17 protein-coding genes are annotated in these 19,335 nt (G+C 42.3%); 15 read left to right on the top strand and 2 right to left on the bottom strand.

Annotated elements, in window-relative coordinates; all coding sequences use genetic code 11:
• Positions 1-11 precede the first annotated feature (11 nt).
• Together BLT91_RS14450 and BLT91_RS14455 are read left to right on the top strand one after the other, a co-directional pair.
• On the top strand, positions 12-803 hold the full coding sequence (locus tag BLT91_RS14450) for a sugar phosphate isomerase/epimerase family protein (RefSeq protein WP_090822026.1): 792 nt from the start codon (positions 12-14) through the stop codon (positions 801-803).
• A gap of 144 nt (positions 804-947) precedes the next feature.
• Positions 948-1,199, top strand: coding sequence for a hypothetical protein (locus BLT91_RS14455; protein ID WP_090822028.1), 252 nt, complete (start codon positions 948-950; stop codon positions 1,197-1,199).
• A 163-nt stretch (positions 1,200-1,362) separates the two neighbouring features.
• Here BLT91_RS14455 and BLT91_RS32880 read toward each other — a convergent pair whose 3' ends face one another.
• A complete protein-coding gene (locus tag BLT91_RS32880; RefSeq protein ID WP_141224993.1) occupies positions 1,363-1,449 on the bottom strand; it encodes a YjcZ family sporulation protein in 87 nt (28 codons plus the stop codon).
• A 469-nt stretch (positions 1,450-1,918) separates the two neighbouring features.
• On the opposite strand from BLT91_RS32880, the gene BLT91_RS14460 reads away from it, so the two are divergent.
• The gene (locus BLT91_RS14460; RefSeq protein WP_175532305.1) at positions 1,919-2,536 is read left to right on the top strand and encodes a molybdopterin cofactor-binding domain-containing protein; all 618 of its coding nucleotides are present in this window, start codon (positions 1,919-1,921) and stop codon (positions 2,534-2,536) included.
• Between the two features lie 30 nt (positions 2,537-2,566).
• Positions 2,567-4,147 (top strand): multicopper oxidase family protein, encoded by a 1,581-nt coding sequence (locus BLT91_RS14465; protein WP_090822032.1) that lies wholly within the window; start codon positions 2,567-2,569, stop codon positions 4,145-4,147.
• Between the two features lie 377 nt (positions 4,148-4,524).
• Here BLT91_RS14465 and BLT91_RS14470 read toward each other — a convergent pair whose 3' ends face one another.
• Positions 4,525-5,373: an AraC family transcriptional regulator gene (locus tag BLT91_RS14470; protein ID WP_090822034.1), complete on the bottom strand. Its 849-nt coding sequence runs from the start codon at positions 5,371-5,373 to the stop codon at positions 4,525-4,527.
• 541 nt (positions 5,374-5,914) lie between these two features.
• Here BLT91_RS14470 and BLT91_RS14475 point away from each other — a divergent pair.
• From BLT91_RS14475 to BLT91_RS14525, 11 genes are all read left to right on the top strand, one after another.
• The gene (locus tag BLT91_RS14475) at positions 5,915-7,096 is read left to right on the top strand and encodes a Gfo/Idh/MocA family protein (protein WP_090822036.1); all 1,182 of its coding nucleotides are present in this window, start codon (positions 5,915-5,917) and stop codon (positions 7,094-7,096) included.
• 38 nt (positions 7,097-7,134) lie between these two features.
• Complete coding sequence (locus tag BLT91_RS14480) at positions 7,135-8,814, top strand: type 2 periplasmic-binding domain-containing protein (protein ID WP_090822038.1); 1,680 nt, start codon at positions 7,135-7,137, stop codon at positions 8,812-8,814.
• A 125-nt stretch (positions 8,815-8,939) separates the two neighbouring features.
• Positions 8,940-9,917, top strand: coding sequence for an ABC transporter permease (locus BLT91_RS14485; RefSeq protein ID WP_090822040.1), 978 nt, complete (start codon positions 8,940-8,942; stop codon positions 9,915-9,917).
• A 13-nt stretch (positions 9,918-9,930) separates the two neighbouring features.
• Positions 9,931-10,812, top strand: coding sequence for a carbohydrate ABC transporter permease (locus tag BLT91_RS14490; RefSeq protein WP_090822042.1), 882 nt, complete (start codon positions 9,931-9,933; stop codon positions 10,810-10,812).
• A 37-nt stretch (positions 10,813-10,849) separates the two neighbouring features.
• Positions 10,850-11,629, top strand: a complete 780-nt coding sequence (locus BLT91_RS14495; RefSeq protein WP_090822044.1) for a phytanoyl-CoA dioxygenase family protein — start codon at positions 10,850-10,852, stop codon at positions 11,627-11,629.
• A gap of 102 nt (positions 11,630-11,731) precedes the next feature.
• Positions 11,732-12,556, top strand: coding sequence for a sugar phosphate isomerase/epimerase family protein (locus BLT91_RS14500; protein WP_090822046.1), 825 nt, complete (start codon positions 11,732-11,734; stop codon positions 12,554-12,556).
• The gene (locus BLT91_RS14505) at positions 12,553-13,611 is read left to right on the top strand and encodes a Gfo/Idh/MocA family protein (RefSeq protein WP_090822047.1); all 1,059 of its coding nucleotides are present in this window, start codon (positions 12,553-12,555) and stop codon (positions 13,609-13,611) included. Before BLT91_RS14500 ends, BLT91_RS14505 begins: the two co-directional genes overlap by 4 nt.
• Positions 13,612-14,071: 460 nt before the next feature.
• Complete coding sequence (locus BLT91_RS14510; RefSeq protein ID WP_090822049.1) at positions 14,072-15,268, top strand: ROK family transcriptional regulator; 1,197 nt, start codon at positions 14,072-14,074, stop codon at positions 15,266-15,268.
• 3 nt (positions 15,269-15,271) lie between these two features.
• Entirely contained in the window at positions 15,272-16,387 is a 1,116-nt protein-coding gene (locus BLT91_RS14515; RefSeq protein ID WP_090822051.1) for an extracellular solute-binding protein, read from the top strand.
• Positions 16,388-16,445: 58 nt separating this feature from the next.
• Entirely contained in the window at positions 16,446-17,528 is a 1,083-nt protein-coding gene (locus tag BLT91_RS14520) for an ABC transporter ATP-binding protein (RefSeq protein WP_090822053.1), read from the top strand.
• Between the two features lie 26 nt (positions 17,529-17,554).
• Positions 17,555-19,276 carry an ABC transporter permease gene (locus BLT91_RS14525; protein WP_090822134.1) on the top strand — a complete coding sequence of 574 codons (1,722 nt, stop codon included), beginning with the start codon at positions 17,555-17,557 and terminating at the stop codon, positions 19,274-19,276.
• The last annotated feature ends 59 nt before the right edge of the window (positions 19,277-19,335 follow it).

The following is a 19,335-nucleotide window of genomic DNA, read 5'->3' on the forward strand; positions in this document are numbered from 1 at the left end:
GAGGAATCATCATGAAATTAGGTATTATAACATCACCCAATTCAAATAGTTTCGAATATGCCGCCGGTCTTGGGCTCGAGTTCGTAGAGTTTTGCATTAATGTGGAACAAGATGTGCAACAGTTCGCTTCCCGCGTTTCGGAGCTGAAAGCTGCCAGCGAACGCTTCGGCGTAAAAGTCGGCTCTATAGGAAGATGGGGCTCTGACCGAATCGCGAAGGACGGAAGTGTCATCGAAGAGGAACTGCAAGCGTCGTATGCGTTGATCGACGCATCAAGCGAGCTTGGCTGCCCAGTATTCGTATGCGGCAGCAATTATGTTAAGGAACGTTCGTATTTCGACAATGTCGTATCCGCGATTTCTTACTTCTCGAAGTTAATTGAATATGGGCAGGCCAAAGGTGTGAGAATCGCCACCTATAATTGCCATTGGAACAATTTTATTGTGGATGACACAGCGTGGAAGTTAATTCATGGCCATTTACCAGAGCTCGGCATTAAATATGATCCGTCTCATGCCCGCTATGCCGGTCAAGATTATTTGAAAGAAATGAACGATTGGGGTAATCGATTCTTACATGTACATATTAAAGGCTCCGTCATCATTGACGGCAAGCGGTTCGACGATCCACCAGCGGGACTTGATCAGACCGATTGGGGCACATTTATGGCAATCCTGTACAGTGTCGGATACGAAGGCGGCCTAAGTATCGAGCCGCATTCCCATACATGGACCGGGGAGCTTGGAAACCAAGGCGTCAAGTATACCGTCGCATATATGAACAAGCTGCTGTTCCGCATGTAAGAGACAAACGTAGTTAGTAGGGTTGTGTGGCAAGAAATTCAACCATGCGGGATGGGCGATTGTAGACAGATGTTTAGTTGGTTATTTATTAGACCGGGACTCCATGGGAAATAAGGGTTCCGGTTTATTTTGGGAATCCAGTAAATGGTAAAACAAATTATGGAGGAGCTTGCTTCACGGCAGCTCCTTCTTCCTATTGTTAAGGATCCTGCCGCAATACAAAAAAAGGAATTTTGTATCGCTCAATTGGTTGACATTTTCAATTATAAAAATCAAATGCTTACTGAATACGTTGGAATTGGAAATGCTGTAGCAGCAGCACCAGTGTCATTAGTAAATGCTGTAGCAAGAATACCATATCCAATACCTACAACTGCTCCAAAGGCTAATCAATAGAGTACATTAAATCATTTTAATAGGATTATTTAGTTTTCCTGCGAGGAGTTTGATATTAATTGGACTATTCTAGCTTCTGTAATTATCGTAAGCAACGAAATGAGAAAAAGCAAGTAGCCTAAATTATCTTTTAGGCTACTTGTTAAAACAGTTCCATTTGTAATTACCAAATCATACGAGAAATAATTACGAGAAGGATGAAAAGAACTAAGATCGTAGCAGTAGAAGTATGAAGTCCTGCAAAGCTCATACTTTTTCCCCCTTTCAATCAAGATATATCATTCTATGAAACTAATTCCTAAGGTGCTTGGACATTTGCTATAGTAAAGTCAAATATGTGTGCTGCATTTCAGAAGATTAGTTATCGAATGGTGTGAAGCGAAGGATCTTGTAATAGAAGAATGAAGCAAAAATCGTGCTACCGAGAAATAAGAGCAGTGGTACAGGACGAATATTGCAAAAGGTAGATGGAGTGAACAGTCAGCTATTTTAAAGATGTTCGTGGACATGAATACAAAACTAACGATTTAGGTTTAACCTAAAAAAGGACCGTCAGGATGAACTTCCCTGATGGTTTTTTCTTATAAAATAGTGGTATTTATCGACTATTAGCACATTACACTTACTTAGACAAGCTGTGAGTAGAATAGGACATGATTTTTCACTATATGATGTAGAATAACGCTCCGTGGAATCGTTTTGAACGTCTAATTGTCCTGTTGATTATTTTCCTGTGCTCACCGGTGGCCTTCTCGCCGATCGTCCCCCCCCTTGCGGTCAAGAAAGTGCGGTATTTCGGCGAAACGATCGCCGTAGTGGTGGCGGAGACGGAACAGATAGCGAAGCGGGCGGCAGAGCTTATTCGAGCCGAATTCGTACAGCTTCCCGTCGTTCATTCCCCTAGTGCTGCCTTGCAGCCCGAAGCGCCATTGATTCACAAGGACTTGGGGAGCTACCAGAGATATGGACCCGTGTATCCCGTTCCAGATACCAACATCGGAAACCATGTGAAAATCCGAAAAGGCGACATGCAGACAGGCTGGGCGACAAGTGAGGTGGTGGTTGAAGGCTCGTATGCCTTCAACACATCCGATCATTGCGCTATGGAACCGCGCTGCTCGATCGTAGAAGTGATGCCGAGCGGCCTGATTGATATCCAAACCTCAACGCAGGATCCGTTTATGATTAAATGTTTGTTTCATCTCTTCTTCCAAGTCGACCAGTCAAAAGTTGTTGTGCATGTGCAGTTTGTAGGGGGAGGGTTTGGGGGGAAAGGCTCCACACAGCTGGAGTACATCGCCTATTTGGTGATGCATCTCTTAAATCATTTATTGTAAAGGAATAGATTAAGGAGGTGTTCTATTTATATGCCAGTGAAAGTAAAACTTCAAAAATTTGTAGATAAACTGCCGATTCCCGAAACCATTTCCCCGATCAAGCGAGACAAAAAAGGCACGTACTATGAAGTGACTATGAGGGAATTTACCCAAAAACTGCATCGTGATCTCAAACCAACCCGCTTATGGGGCTACAACGGAATGTACCCGGGCCCGACTTTCGACGTGATGAAGGGTGAAACAACATATGTCAAATGGATGAATGAACTGCCCACAAAGCATTTTCTCCCCATCGATACGACCATTCATGGTGCAGATAAAATGCTTCCAGAGGTTAGGACCGTTGTTCATGTTCACGGAGGAAAACAGCCAGCCCATAGTGATGGGTACCCTGAAGCTTGGTTTACGAGAAATTTTGAACAAACAGGACCTTTGTTTGAAAGAGAAGTATATGAGTACCCAAACCTTGAAGCCGCTACGTTATTTTATCATGACCACACAATGGGAATTACGAGACTGAACAATTATGCGGGACTTGGAGGTTTTTTTATCATCCGCTGCAAACATGAACAATCTCTGAATCTGCCGACGGGAATTTATGAAATGCCTCTTTTTATTCAGGATCGCTCGTTTAACCCGGACGGTTCGCTCTATTACCCTAGTTCGCCGGATGAAAAGAACCCTCGGCTTCCTTATCCCTCGATTGTCACACCCTTTGATGCAGACACGATTTTGGTAAACGGGAAAGTATGGCCCTTTGTGGAAGTGGAACCGAGAAAATACCGATTTCGCATTTTAAACTACTGCAATAGTCGAGCCATGACATTCAAACTGGACTCCGGACAGCCATTTTATCAAATTGGAACCGATCGCGGATTACTGGAGAAACCAGTGAAAATGAAAGAGATCCTCCTTTTAACTACCGAGCGTGCGGATGTGATCGTCGATTTTTCTAGATCCTTCGGTAAGTCGATCGTTCTTAAAAATGTCTTCGAGGGTGCCTCTCCCGAAACAACAGATGTGATGCAGTTCAGAGTAACCGTTCCGTTAAAAGGCAAAGACACCAGTTCCCTTCCAGATCATTTAAGGAAAATTGAATTTCTTTCAAGAAAGATGGCTAGCAGAACAAGAGATCTCACACTCATCAGGGTGATGGATGAATATGGAAGATCGTTAAATTTACTGGACGGTAAAATGTGGATTGATCGTATATCCGAGAGAATAGAGTTAGGAACTATTGAGATATGGCGGTTAATCAACATGTCAACGGATGACCACCCCATTCATTTACATATCGTTGACATGCAAATTCTTGAGCGCCAGCCTTTTGACGTTGCTCATTTCAAAGCCACTGGAAAACTTAAGTTTACAGGACAGGCGGCGCCTCCTGAGCCAAACGAAAGGGGATTTAAAGATACGATTCGTGCTCCCGCCGGTAACGTTACCTCTTTTATCGCGAGTTTCGGTCCTCTCACCGGACGTTTTGTATGGCATTGTCACATGCTAGAGCATGAAGATTACGAGATGATGCGACCATTTGAAATCCTGAAGAAAAAGAAAAATACACTAAAAGATATACTAAAGAGAATGATTTACCCTTCACGAGATTAGTTGGAGATTTAAACTACATCCAACACAAGAAGAAGGTGATCCGACTTGGGCAGGTGTGATTTTCAGAAGTTGCTAGGTCGTCCGACCACTCCGATCAAAGAGGCTCTCAGTCAAATCGTAAACGAAATTCAGTCTTAATTAAGCGATCGAAACAATCAAAGAGGTTGTCCTAGAAGGTCTAATGTGACCGGAGGGATAGCCTCAGGATGACAAATGGAGAATTTCCTTAATTGATCGCTCAGCTTCATTTTTTTGGCTCCTTGCGTACTTTGTAATATGCTCTAAAGCCAATAATTGTGAACTTGATAATTTCATGGATAGATGAGTCTCTCCTTTTTTGCCGAATATGTTATTGAATTTGCACCCGATGAAGTGGATCAGTCAATGTCGAAATTACCTAAATTACCCTTATATTTTCCGGGGGAGATACCAACGGTTCGTTTAAACATTTTCAAAAAATTAGAATAATCATTAAATCCACATTGTTCACAGGTATCTGTGACACTATAGCCTTCCGAAAGAATTTGTTTTGCTTTGGATATTCGTTTGAAAAGGATATATTCATGGATGTTACTACCGAAATATTTCTTAAAAACTCTCCCCATATAAAATCGATCCACATAGAACTTATTAGAAAGAGATTCAAGGGTGAGGTTTTTTTCCAAATTCATGTCAATATAGTCCAATAGTGAAATTAATAATTCTGGCATAGAAGAAAGGTTTTCCGAACGATTAACGTCTTTAAATATAATATTGATCAAGACTAACACTTCAACAAGATAATTCAGTTTTAAAATCTTATAACCGGCATTGGGTTTAAGATTTTCGATTTGATTAAAAAGACGCAGAAATTCTTTAATCTGACTTGGTTGAAGTGTAATCTTGTTTTGTTGACCTTTCGGTTTGTTTAGGAAGCAGCTTAGAAGATCAAGACTTGGAGAATTAAATGTGCGGACGATATGCGGTACAAACTGTAACGTTATTCTTTCGTATAACTTATCATTTTGAAAGGATGGTTTATGGATTTCTTGATTATTTGTAATGATTAAATCTCCATATTTTATTGGATACATGTTCTTTTCAACGAGGTAGTTCACATCACCTGAGATTAAAAAATAAATTTCAAACTCTTCGTGCAAATGAAAGTTAACGTTACATATATTAGGATTATAGAGTTTTCGTTCATAACGGATACATTCGTCTATACTTTCATAAGGTAAGATCATCCATATAACCTCACTTTAAATACCTGAAAGGTTCAGGTGAATTGTAGTGTTACTGACGCCAGATAAATGGTCTTGGATGTTCGCGTGCTGACTCCTTTTGCATACAAGGCAATAATTTGGTTAGAACAATCGCGCTTCATGTGTGTTCTCTCTGAATCACGGTTTCTATCATTTATCAATAAATGTCTCAATAAGAATAGAGTATAATAGAATTGTGAAAATGTCCTTGTAGTATTTGATGATAATATGGACTTTATTGATAAGTTTGACAAAAAGCAGCCTATCTCAAATGGAGATGGCTGCTTTATTTGCATTTTTTGATACGAAAAAATGATCGTTATGGGCATCAATCACAAGGGTTACCCCAGTTTCTCTCTCATTGATAATGCACAAAAAACGATATTTTAATCACAAAAAACTATGACATATCTCGAGTAATATTTTAGAATAGCACAAGTAAGCGCTTTTATTCTTTATCTGCCACTTTGTACTGCGCGTTTAAATCTTAAACTGCACTTCAATATACTGGGAGGGTTATTGTATGAGTCCGATGAGCAAAGTGAAATTAGGTGTAATTGGTTTAGGCGGAATGGGAAGCAGCCATCTCAAGTACCTGACACAGATGGATACAGTTGAAGTCGTAGCAGTTTGTGATGTTGTACATGAAAAGGCTGACAAAGCAGCGGCTCTATATCATACCAAGGCCTATTACAACCATACGGAGCTTTTTGACAAATCAGGCATAGAGGCTGTATTAATAGCTGTTCCCCATTACGATCATACGCCTATATCGATCGATGCCTTCAATAAGGGAATCCATGTTCTTTGTGAGAAACCTATCGCTGTGCATGTAAATGATGCCAAAAAAACGATTGCCGCTTATGAAAGTGCCAAGGAACAACATCCCAATCTGATGTTTGGCATTATGTTTCAAGAAAGGACCTACCCCTACCATAAAAAAATCAAAGACATTCTTGAAGGCGGCGAGTTGGGGAAATTAATCAGAGCGACCTGGATTAATACCAAGTGGTTCCGATCTCAGCTTTACTACGATAGCGGCGAATGGCGTGCAACTTGGGCTGGAGAAGGCGGAGGGATTTTAACCAACCAGTGTCCGCATAATCTGGATCTCTACCAGTGGTTATTCGGTCTTCCAACACGAATCAATGGTTTTGCGCATATTGGCAAATATCATGATATCGAAGTTGAAGATGAAGTGACGGCCTACTTTGAGCATGAAAACGGGATGGTTGGACATTTTATAGTGACGACTGCGGAAACGCCTGGATCAAACCGGATGGAGATCGTGGGAGAGTACGGAAAACTGATTTTTGAGGATAATAAAATTGTTTTTTATCGAACCCGCGAGTCCATGCTTCGTTTTATCAAAGAATCACAAAGCAGGATGGGCAATGTTGAAAACTGGTACACGGAAATTCCTGTGAACGTGAATGTGCCTACAGGGCATCAGGTGGTGACAGAAAAATTTATCGAAGCTATACAAAATGGCGGTGGGGAGCTTATCGCGCATGGTCCGGAAGGGATCAACGGACTAACCATAGCGAACGCGATTATGCTTTCTTCGTTTATCGATCAAACCATCAAGCTGCCTATGGATGCAGACGAATATGAAAAGAAGCTTAAGGAACTGATCCAAGGATCCAAGTACGAAAAGGCTATTAAAAAGGATGGAGCTATGGATATCAGCTATTCCCAGGCTTAGGTTCTGGTCACTCACAAAATGTATAGGGGGAACGATCTATGAATGGTAAGCTCGGTAAGGTTTCAGCTTTATCCCTTTCTGTTGTGTTACTTGCAGGTTTATTTACAGGCTGCACCTCTAATACTACGAAGCAAACAAGTTCGTCAGAGAAAAATGATACGGCAACGCTATCTTCAATCCCGCTGCCTATCGTCAGTAAACCTATTACTTTAAAGATGTTTGTGCCCATGGATGCCAAAGTAGCGGCAACCATGAAAAATTATAATGAAATTGCTGTGTTTAAAGAATTGGAAAAAAGGACAGGGATCCATATCGAGTTCATTCATCCTGCATCTATGGATGGGGCAGCGATCAAAGAACAGTTCAATCTTATGGTCGCTTCTGGCGATTTACCTGATCTGATTTATTATAACTGGACAGGTGATTATAATGGCGGACCCAATAAAGCGATCAAGGATGGCGTCATCTTGCCGCTGAATGATTTGGTAGATAAATATTCACCCAATCTCAAAGCATTTATGAATTCCGACCCTAAAGCGAATAAACAGTTGCGTACAGACGATGGTACGATCTATGTCTATCCCGAGGCCCAATCACCGAATCAGTTTGCAAAAGTAAACCCTAATCCGAATCCTGCTTTCCAGACTTTTGGATGGCAGATCCGACAGGATTGGTTGGAAAAACTGCAGCTAAAGTCACCTGAAACGATTGACGATTGGTATGAAGTGTTAAAAGCATTTAAAACAAAAAATCCTAGCGGCAGCGGCAAAAATGACGAAATTCCTTTGGCGCCTAGAGGAGCGGGAGACTTACAGAACTGGATCAGGGCTTGGGGGATCAACTATGGGTTTTATCATGACGGCGATAAAGTAAAATATGGACCTTATACCCCAGAATATAAAGATGCGCTTACAACCTTAGCGAAGTGGTATAAAGAGGGCTTGATCGACCCTGATTTTGGAGTAACGGATGCCAAACAATTTGATACCAAAGTCATGGGTAACCGAGCAGGTGCATGGACGGGATCTACATCAGGAACATTCGGAAGATTTGTTCAATTGATGAAAGCGAAAGATCCGTCGGTAAAATTATCGGGAACGGTTCCGCCTTACGTAAAAGGCACGAAATCATATAATTTTAATGTCGATGAAATCAAGGTTGCTAGTGGCGGTGGTGTAGCGATATCCGCTAAAAGTAAGTACGCGAAGGAAGCTGCGATGTGGCTGGACTATGGCTATAGTCCTGAAGGATCGCTGCTCAATACCTTTGGTATCGAAGGCGAGAGCTACAAGATGGTGAATGGTTCGCCTCAACTGCTCCCAGAGATTACTAATAATTCAAAGGGCTTGTCGATTGATGAGGCATTATCTAAATATTCCAGAGGATCAGGCGGATTAGCCTTTGTCATGACACCTGAGATTTGGCAGCAGCGCATGGCCTTACCTGAACAGCAGCAAATTCTTGGCTTATGGAAAGCAGGCTCTTACGATAGAACCATGCCACCGGGGGTTACACCAACCATCGAGGAATCGACCAAGATGGCATCCATTACCTCTGCGGTTAATACGTATAGGGATGAGATATTCACTAAGATGATTATGGGACAGGTACCTATTAGCGAGTTTGATAATTATATGAGCAAATTAAAGGGTATGGGAATCGAAGATGCAATCAAAATTCAGCAAGCGGCATACGACAGATATATGGCAAGAAAATGAGTCTTGACGTTTGACCGATTTGGATAGTTTAGCTGCAAGCGCGCCAGCATCTGATCGCCTCCCAAGGGTAAGGTCAGAGCTGGATGCATGCTGCGCGAATTTCTTCGCTCAAAGGGGAATGGACGATGGAGAATATTACGGTTGGTGAAGCGAAGCTTTCCAGAAGTGTCTATCAGACGAAAAAGCAAGACGGCTTTGTCCATAGACTTCGAAGAGATTTGTATAAAAACAGAATCATTTATTTCATGGCCTTGCCCGTGATCGCCTACTACATTATTTTTCAATATATTCCTATGTATGGAGCCTCGATAGCTTTTAAAGATTTCTCCCCGATGAAGGGAATTTGGGGGAGCTCTTGGGTTGGAATGCAGCATTTCACCGATTTTTTTAACGATGTCTATTTCGGAAGAATCCTTACGAATACCCTTTTAATTAGTATATATAACATTATCTTTGGATTTCCGGCACCGATCATTTTGGCGTTACTGTTAAATGAAGTGCGGAAAAATGATGTATTTAAAAGGTTTGTACAATCAGTGACGTATTTGCCGCATTTTATTTCTGTCCTGGTTTTATGCGGTTTAATTGTAGATTTTACGGCAAGAAACGGGATTATTAATGATTTACTTGCTTTCATGGGAATGGAAAGAATTACGATGATGCTGGAGCCCGGATTATTCCGAACCATCTATGTGAGCTCTAATATTTGGCAGGAGGTAGGCTGGGGCTCGATTATCTATTTGGCTGCCTTAGCCGGAATCGATCAGGATCTGTACGAAGCGGCTACGATCGATGGGGCGGGACGTTTTAAGCAAATGCTGCATGTTACACTGCCGGGGATTATGCCAACCATAATCATACTGTTTATTTTAAGAATGGGAAGCATGATGAACGTCGGATTTGATAAAATCTTTCTGTTATATAATCCGGTTACCTACGAGACGTCGGATGTCATTTCGACCTATGTATATCGCAAAGGGATTCTGGAAGCGAACTACAGCTTCAGCGCAGCCGTCGGATTATTTAACTCGGTGATCAATTTTGCGCTCTTGGTAGCTACAAACAAATTCAGTAAAAAAGTCAACGAAACTAGTCTTTGGTAGGGAGGGATGACCGTTGAATCTAAAGCGAAGCAAAGCGGAAACTATTTTTGGTTTTTTTAATATATGCTTCTTGCTGTTTCTAACTTTAATTACGCTTTATCCATTTCTATATGTTACTATGGCGTCCCTTAGCAACCCCGCTAGTTTGGCAAGTCATTCCGGTTTGTTGCTTTGGCCTTTGGGATTTAATATAGACGGCTATATCAGTGTTTTTAAAAATCCCAATATCATCACGGGCTATACCAATACGTTAATTTATGTTGTAGTGGGAACAAGCATCAATGTTATTATTACCGCTCTAGGAGCCTACGTATTATCGAGAAAAGGTGTCATGCTTCGGGATTCGATAATGATGATGATTGTGTTTACCATGTTTTTTAGCGGGGGCTTGATTCCTAACTATTTGCTTGTGAGAAGTCTTGGCATGTTTGACACGATGTGGGCACTCATTCTACCGGGAGCCATTAGCACCTATAATTTGATTATCATGAGAACCGCGTTTGCGGCGATCCCGGATAGTTTGGAAGAATCCGCACGCATTGATGGAGCCAGTGATCTTACAATCTTGTTTAAAATCATCCTGCCGTTATCGCAAGCGGTGATTGCGGTAATGATTTTGTTTTATTCTGTGGCCCATTGGAATTCGTGGTTTAACGCCATGATTTATTTGCGAAATCGAGATGCCTATCCGTTACAGCTTTTCTTGCGTGAGATTTTGATAAACAGCAGTACCGACAGTATGATCACAGGGTCAAGCGGGTCCGACAAAGAGGCCGTTAGCGAAATTATTAAATATTGCACCATCATTATAGCCACATTGCCTATCATTGTGGTGTATCCTTTCTTGCAAAAATACTTTACCAAAGGGGTTATGGTAGGCGCAGTGAAGGGATGAGCAATAGGCCAAATTATATTTGAAACGAGGAATTTGTATGATTTCTGAGGACCAAGTGAAGTTTTATCATGAGAATGGTTACTTACTGGTGAAAGGTGTATATAACGCTGAGGAAGTTGAAACGTTCCGTGAATCGGTAGATACGTTCCTGAAGAGGGCGGCTGCCTCTAAATTCGACCGAAGCCACGCTTGGTCGGGAGACTATCTGCCTCCGGAAGAATTAAAGAAGCTGGTGCTTAAAGGCTTCCATGATGTTCAATATCATGACGCCCAATTTATGCGCATGATAACGCAATGGAATTTGATCACGATTTTCACCAAATTGATTGGTGAGAATGTCCAGCTGCACCATACCAAAATGATGGTCAAACCTCCGGAAAAAGGTGCTGCCTTCCCCATGCATCAGGATTATCCATATTTCCCGCACAGCAAGCACAGTATGATGCTGGCAAGCATCCATTTGGATCATACCAATGAGGAAAATGGTTGTTTGCATGTCATACCGCGCTCCCATAAACAGGGGCCTTTACCTCACGTAGGAAGCTACTATTTGAATCATAAAGAATATCCGATTGAAAGCGGAATTCCATGCATAGCTGAACCGGGCGATGTGTTATTTTTTAACTATCTAACGATTCATGGATCACCGATAAACCGCAGCGACCGGACGCGTAGAAATATACTTGTCCAGGTTCGTGATCCGGAGGATCTGCCGACGAATGATAAACATGTAAACTGGGGACAAGGGTTGATGCTTCACGGAATCAATCCAAGATTCAGGAATTATAAATATGAAGGAACATTAGTGGAAGTTTGATAGTGACAACATGTTCCTTCGGAGCGAGCTAAGAAGGATAACGTATCCCAGCAAGCGATGGAAAAGCGGTTATAATATTTTAACAAATTGGAGTGAACCTATATGAAATTATCTTTTACCACGTTAGGGTGCCCCGAGTGGCCCTTAGACAAAATTATTTCCAGCGCGACAGAAAATGGATTTGACGCAATTGACTTTAGAGGTTTAACCGGCGAAATGAATATCTACAAGCTTCCGGAATTTTCCGAGCAGGTTGAACAAACACTTCGTAAAATCACGGATGCCGGATTGCATGTTTCTTGCTTTTCCAGCTCCGTCCATTTATTCTCAGAGGAAAACTTCGAAAAAAATATGCAGGAGATCACCGAATTCGCGAAGCTTTGCAGAATTTTCGGAACTCGTTACATTCGTGTGTTTGGTGGCCAAATTAGCGATGCAACTCTGGAAACGGCTGTTCATAAGGTCGTTAAGCATGTAAGTGAAATGGCAAAAATCGCTAAGGCACACGGTGTCAAGCTTTTGATTGAAACGCATGATGATTGGATATCTTGCGCAAATATGAAAATGGTGATGGAGCAAGTCGATACCGAAGCAGTCGGGGTACTGTGGGATGTGCACCATCCTTACCGCATAGTGGGAGAACAACCTGAGGATAGCTGGAAGACATTGGGACAATGGATCGAATACACACATGTGAAAGACTCGCGTATCGGAGAAAACGGGGGAGAAGACTTCCAATACTGTTTAACTGGAGAAGGCGATATTCCGCTGAAAAAAATCTATAAGTTATTAATTCGTGAAGGATATCAAGGTTATTTCACCTTAGAATGGGAGAAAAAATGGCATCCTGAATTGGAAAACCCAGAAATTGCTTTTCCCCAGTATGTACAATATATGCGCAAATTAGCATCGGTAGTAACGATATGAAAAAGATCAGAGTTGCTATTATTGGCCAAGGACGCAGCGGCCGTGATATACACGCCCATTCCTTAAGTCAAATGAAGGAGCAATATGAAATTGTTGCGGTAGCTGACATGTTGGAGGAGCGACTGGAAAGAGCCAAAAAAGAGCTGAATTGTGATATATATCATGATTACCATGATTTGTTTAAGAGAAATGACCTGGATTTAATCATTAATGCTTCCCCTAGTAACTATCATTTTGCAATATCCAAAGAAATTTTGGAGAATGGATTTAATGTACTGTCTGAGAAGCCACTTGCCCGAACGGCGGCAGAGGTGGACATTCTGATTGACACTGCAAAGAGAACAGGAAAATTACTTGCTGTCTATCAGCAATCCCGGTATGCACCCGCCTATCGTAAAGTACAGGAAATTATCGAATCTGACGTGATAGGCAGAGTGGTTCAGGTCAGTATAGCCTATAACAATTTTGCTAGAAGATGGGATTGGCAGACTTTGCGAGCTAATGACGGAGGTAATCTCTTAAATACGGGACCACATCCTGTAGATCAGGCTCTCCAATTTTTTGGAAGCGAGGAGATGCCGCATATTACTTCTATCATGGATCGCGCGAACACGGCTGGAGATGCCGAGGACTACGTGAAAGTGATCTTGCACGGCCATGGACGTCCTGTTATTGATGTGGAAATTTCCTCTTGCTGTGCATATCCGAGTTTTACCTATAATGTCCAGGGAACCAGAGGCGGAATCAATGGGAGCACAACACATCTGGATTGGAAATATTTCAAGCAGGAGGAAGCGGGAGAGTTGAAATTAATCACAGCTCCTTTAGTAAATGAAAAAAATGAACCGGCTTATTGCCGTGAACAACTAAAGTGGTATGAAGAAAGCTGGGATATCCCCGCCGAACATGGGAAAGATTTATTCCACTCGATGGCCCAAAGCTTTTATAACATGATTTATAATACGATCGTACATGGGAAAGCGCTCGAAGTTACACCATCACAAGTGCGCCAACAAATTGCCGTTATGGAAGAATGCCATCGACAAAATTCGTAATCGCTAAGAAATTGGCTTTGTCAAAAAAGGAGCGCCTCAGTATGATGGGTTTGTTGACGGGTAATCCCCAACACCATTAAGGAGGCGCTCTTATTATGAGGTTTAAGCAATCAGACGGACAAAATCAACGTATTGACTCATTTTCAGAGGTTACGTACCCTGATAGCTTAGTAAAATAGTCAACAATAAACTGCATCCTGATTTTTATCAAAAATATTTCATTGCTCTTAAACCTGTAAGACCAATCGAGGACATGCAGGCAGAAGGTTATTTGGATGAGTGGATTTGTTACAAGAGTAAACAAACACGATTTATAAATAAAATAAATAACGAGGATGGAGTTTGCGGGGGGTGGATAAAAAGGGAAATTATGGTTGACACTTTAAAAGCCTTTAACTTATAATTCAAGCAAGATGACTTTGTTAATCATTATAACTAATTAAGGGGGTGAAATATCCAATTGATAGGACGCGGTCAAACAGGCAATACCAAGTTGGTTAAACAAATTAACCGGGAAGGCATACTTCATCAATTGAAAGAGAGAACGAGGATGTCTAGAGCAGACTTGGCAAAATTGACTGAGTTAAGTCGACCTTGTGTTTCCTCATTAGTTGATGAAATGATTCAAGAAGGAATAATTCGTGAAGTTGGAGTAGGGGAGTCTAAAGGAGGCAGAAAGCCAATCTTATTGGAATACAACTTCCAAGCTTACGGTGTGGTTGGTGCTGTGTTCGAAGGGAGTACCTTACAATTAGCAATTGCTGATTTAAAAGGTGAAGTGTTATTTCAATACAAGACTCTTTTATCTCATCAGAAGGATGGGCAAGGAACCATCGAAAGTGTTGAGAGAGGGCTTGCGGCGTTGTTGACACAAAGCGGATTTAATAAAAGCAGGCTGCTCGGAATCGGTTTGGGTCTACCTGGGATTACACAGCGTAGAGAGGGTACGGTAAGTTATTCACCTAGTACAGGATGGATGGGCCTACCTGTGCAGAAGGAAATTGAAGATCGGTTAGGTTTACCCGTTATTATAGATAACGATGTCAATTTAATGACCCTTGGTGAATTCCATAAAGGAGTAGGCAAGAACTTTCCAAATCTGGTTTATATGTATGTGGGCACCGGTATTGGTGCTGGAATTGTAATTGATGGGCAGTTATACCGGGGCGTTAGGGAAGCTAGCGGGGAAATCGGTTATATGATCATTGGGCCTATTCGAAATCGAGCCCAAGGGGAGTATGGGGCGTTTGAAAACAATTACTCTGTAACAGCAATCCGAGAGAAAGCGAAATTGCTCCTTAAGTCGATGGATGAAGGTACTAGTGTTATTAAACAGCTCGTAACTCAAGCAAGTCAAGGGGATGTCGATGCGCAGTCGCTTCTCGATGACATCTATAAACATTGGGCCTATGGAATAGCCAATATAGCAAGTGTGATGGATCCTGGATTATTCGTTCTTAGTGGAGAAATGATACATATCGGTGCTGACGGAGTCCTTACGATTCATCAAATGCTAACCGATTTGGTTCCTTTAGTTCCCCAGCTAAAGATGGCCAGTTTAGGAGATCAAGCAGGGATCATTGGGGCAATTCACAGTGTATTGGAAGCGCTGCCATCCACGCTAAATCCAGAAGTGAAATTAAAAAGGAGGAGTTAAGATATGAAGAAATTATCAAAAAAGAGTTCAGCATGGTTGACAGGTTTGGTTCTTAGTACCGTGGCTTTGACAGTAACAGCTTGTGGCGGCTCGGTCCCCAGTAGCACTCAGAATCCTGCTTCGGTAAAGCCGGCAGTGGAATCTCAGAAACCTTCTGAGAAACCTGCGGAGAAACAAAAGCTCGTCATTTACACGGCAAGGGATAAGAATGTGGTAGATGAAATTATGCCTAAGTTTAAGGCGAAACACCCGGAGGTCGAAGCTGAGGTACTTACTATGGGAGCCCAACAAATTTTAGAGCGGGTGCGTGGTGAAAAAGCGAACGCTCAAGCCGACTTTTGGTGGGGAGGTACGCAATCGGGACTTATGACGGCGGCCAATGAGGGTCTTTTAGAAAGTGTAAAACCTAGCTTTGCCGATAAAGTGCCTGCCCTTTATAAAGATGCCCAGGACCGCTGGTATGGCGAAATGCTTCTGCCAGAAGTCATCATGTACAATTCGAAAGCGATGAAGAAAGAAGACGCACCTAAGGATTGGGACGATCTATTGGATCCCAAATATAAAGGGAAAATTATTATCCGAGGTGTATTAGCTTCTGGTACGATGAGAACGATCTATTCCTCGATGATATTCCGTCAAGACCCTGCTGATCCCAAGAAGGGCTATGAATGGTTGAAAAAGCTAGATGCTAATACGAAGGAATATGCACAGGATCCAACTAACTTGTATCTGAAATTAGCACGTGAAGAAGGTACGCTGTCGCTTTGGAATTTACAGGACATCATGATTCAAAAGGAATTGCAGAAACAACCATTTGACTTTATTTATCCAACTAGTGGCGCTCCTATTCTGGTAGACGGCGTGGGTGTTGTCAAAGGCGCTAAAAACATGGATGCTGCTAAGAAATTCTATGAATTCCTCTTTGAGAGCAACCTGCGTACAGAATTGGCGGAGAAATTGTTCCAAATTCCTACCCGTACGGATATAACTACACTTCCCGCTTGGTTAAAGGGATTAGAGTTAAAGCCTATGCAAATTGATTGGAAGGTAATGGCGGATAAAGAGAAAGAATGGATGCAGTATTGGGATGAAAGCATCAAAGGGAAAGGCTCCAAATAATTAACATCCTGGCGGAGGGACCCCTCCGCCGGGTCATTCATGAAAGGGGGAAGCGTGCTTGATTGATGTAACATTGGATAATGTTAGTAAACAGTTTGGAAATGTTAAGGGAGTGTCAGACGTTCATATTCAGATTAAACCTGGCGAATTTTTTACGTTTTTGGGGCCCAGCGGCTGTGGAAAGACGACAACACTTCGTATGATAGCTGGATTTTATTTTCCTAGTGCTGGACGTATTCTTTTTGGCAATAAGGATGTAACAAATTTGCCCCCCAATAAGCGTAATACCGGAATGGTGTTTCAGAACTATGCATTATTTCCCCATCTGACTGTATTCGAAAACATTGCATTTGGTCTTCAGGTGAGAAAAGTTTCAAAGCCGGAAATGATTGAAAGGGTTGAGCGCGCGCAAAAACAAGTGCGCTTAGAAGGATTTGGTAATCGTAGGATCGATCAGTTATCAGGCGGCCAGCAGCAGCGAGTTGCATTGGCTAGGGCTCTTGTTATTGAGCCGCAAATTCTACTGCTAGATGAACCATTATCGAATTTAGATGCTAAGTTAAGAGAAGAAACGAGATTGGAAATTAAGAGACTTCAACTGGAACTTGGAATAACAACGATCTATGTAACCCACGATCAGTCTGAGGCGATGTCGATGTCTGACCGAATCATGGTTATGCAGGGCGGAGTTGTCCAACAAATAGGAAGTCCAGAACAAATATATAATAAACCGGTGAATAGTTTTGTCGCATCGTTTATTGGTGAATCCAATTTATGGGATGGAATAGTGGAACGAATCGAGGGTCACGAAGTACTTGTGCGTTTTGCGCCAGAATTGTTATTACGTGGTCGGATCGACCATGCATCACCTACATGTACAATAGAAGAAGGTGCGCGCATCACCACCTCTATTCGCCCGGAATCGGTCGTTGAAGTACATTCCGAAGAACTAAATCAGCAAAATGTAGTGAAGGGGAAAGTGGCGATTTCTGAATTTACAGGAGTAAGTGTAAATTACATAACTCAAATTGGACCTGTTCAACTGAAAGCCATGTTCGTTAATCAAGGGCATCAAGTTCGCCATGGCGGAGAAGAGATCTCCTTTTTTATTCCGAAAGAAAGCATCTATTTCATAGAATAGGTGGGAGGACGAGCGTGAAACCAATTGTGAAATCACCGTCAATCGAGCCTATTCATCGTTGGACTGCTATAACGAGATCACGACATTTCGTCTACGTTTTGGTAGCTCCTTTATTTCTGGTGCTTTTGGCTTATGTGGTTTATCCCTTATTCCAGACCTTTGTTCAAAGTATACAGGTGGAAGATCATTTCTCCTTGAAAAATTACGCTAGATTCTTTAGTTTGGAACACACATCCAACCTGGAAGCCCTGTGGACGAGTATTTATATATCTGTTCTAAGTGTAATTACATGTGCAATCGTAGGTGTCACGATGGCTTTCTTGCTGGAACGCTATGAGTTTCCGGGACGTAAGGTGCTTACCGTTCTAGCTATGGTGCCCATGGCGCTTCCGCCTTTGGTTGGCGTGCTATCCTTTACCTTTCTGTATGGGGAGAGTGGAATTATTCCCCGGTCCTTAAAGCTGTTGTTAGATCTGGAACATGTTCCTTTTTCCCTAAAGGGTATTTGGGGCGTTCTCATGGTCCATACCTTCACGATGTACACTTATTTCTATATGACAGCTTCGTCAGCCATCAAAGGACTTGACCCTTCGTTAGAGGAAGCCGCTGCAAGTCTTGGGGCTGGCCGGTTGTATGTCTGGCGGCGAGTTATTCTGCCGATGCTGACACCTGCTATGGTTGCTTCATCCTTGCTCGTATTTATGGTCTCAATGGCATCTTATACCGCCCCGCTTATTTTTGGAATTGAGCGTACGATGACGATGCAAATTTACTTATCTAGAACGAATGGAAATTTAGACATGGCTGCTTCGCAATCGACTATTTTGTCGGTGGTCTCCATCGTGTTTTTGATGGTTATGCGCTGGTATCAAGCGTTGCGCAATTATCAGAACTTGAGTAAAGGGATAAGTGTTCACCGAACTGAAGTGAAAAGCGCGTTAGGAAAATATGCTGCAATGGTTCTCTCTTTCCTTGGTGTTGTTATTCTGCTTCTGCCTATTCTAGTTCTGGTGCTAATATCGTTCTCGACGGACGGAACCTGGACAACGCAGATTCTTCCTCCGGAATATACATTTAAGCACTATGTGGAGTTGTTTACCGACAGTAAGACCTGGCGTCCAATTGCCAACAGCTTTAAAATGAGCTCAATCGCAACGGTTGGAAATATTATCTTTGGCGTGGCTGCCGCTTACGCCATGGTGAGGATGAAATTTAAAGGCAAATCACTGCTTGATGTGTTGATTATGCTCCCGTGGGCTTTGCCGGGAACGGTGGTAGGCGTGAACTTGATCACGGCATTCAGTGAGCCCACAGTATTCACCTTTAACCAAGTATTAATAGGAAGTTTCTGGATGCTGCCGCTTGCCTATTTCGTTCGTCATTTGCCCTTAGTGTTTCGTTCCACGTCAGCCACTTTGATGCAAATGGATAACTCAGTGGAAGAAGCGGCTCGTAACTTGGGTGCTTCCTGGTGGTATAGCTTCCGCCGGATCGTGTTTCCGATGGCCTTAAGCGGAATACTAGCTGGGGCGTTGTTGGCCTTCGTTCAAGGCATTGGCGAATTTGTCGCCTCTATTCTCTTATTCACTAGGAAAACTACACCCATTTCGGTTGAAATATTTCAACGAATGTATTCCTTTGAGTTTGGCACAGCCTGTGCATATGGCGTATTGCAAATTACCCTCATCATCATTGTTCTCTTCATCTCCAGAAAAATCACGGGTGATAAAGCTGGTACAGCATTGTAAAATGTTGGTCATATCGTGGGAACATCCTAAGAGTTTTCCTAGGCAGCTTGCTTTATAAG

It is taken from the genome of Paenibacillus sp. yr247, assembly GCF_900103825.1.
Classification (GTDB): Bacteria; Bacillota; Bacilli; order Paenibacillales; family NBRC-103111; genus Paenibacillus_E.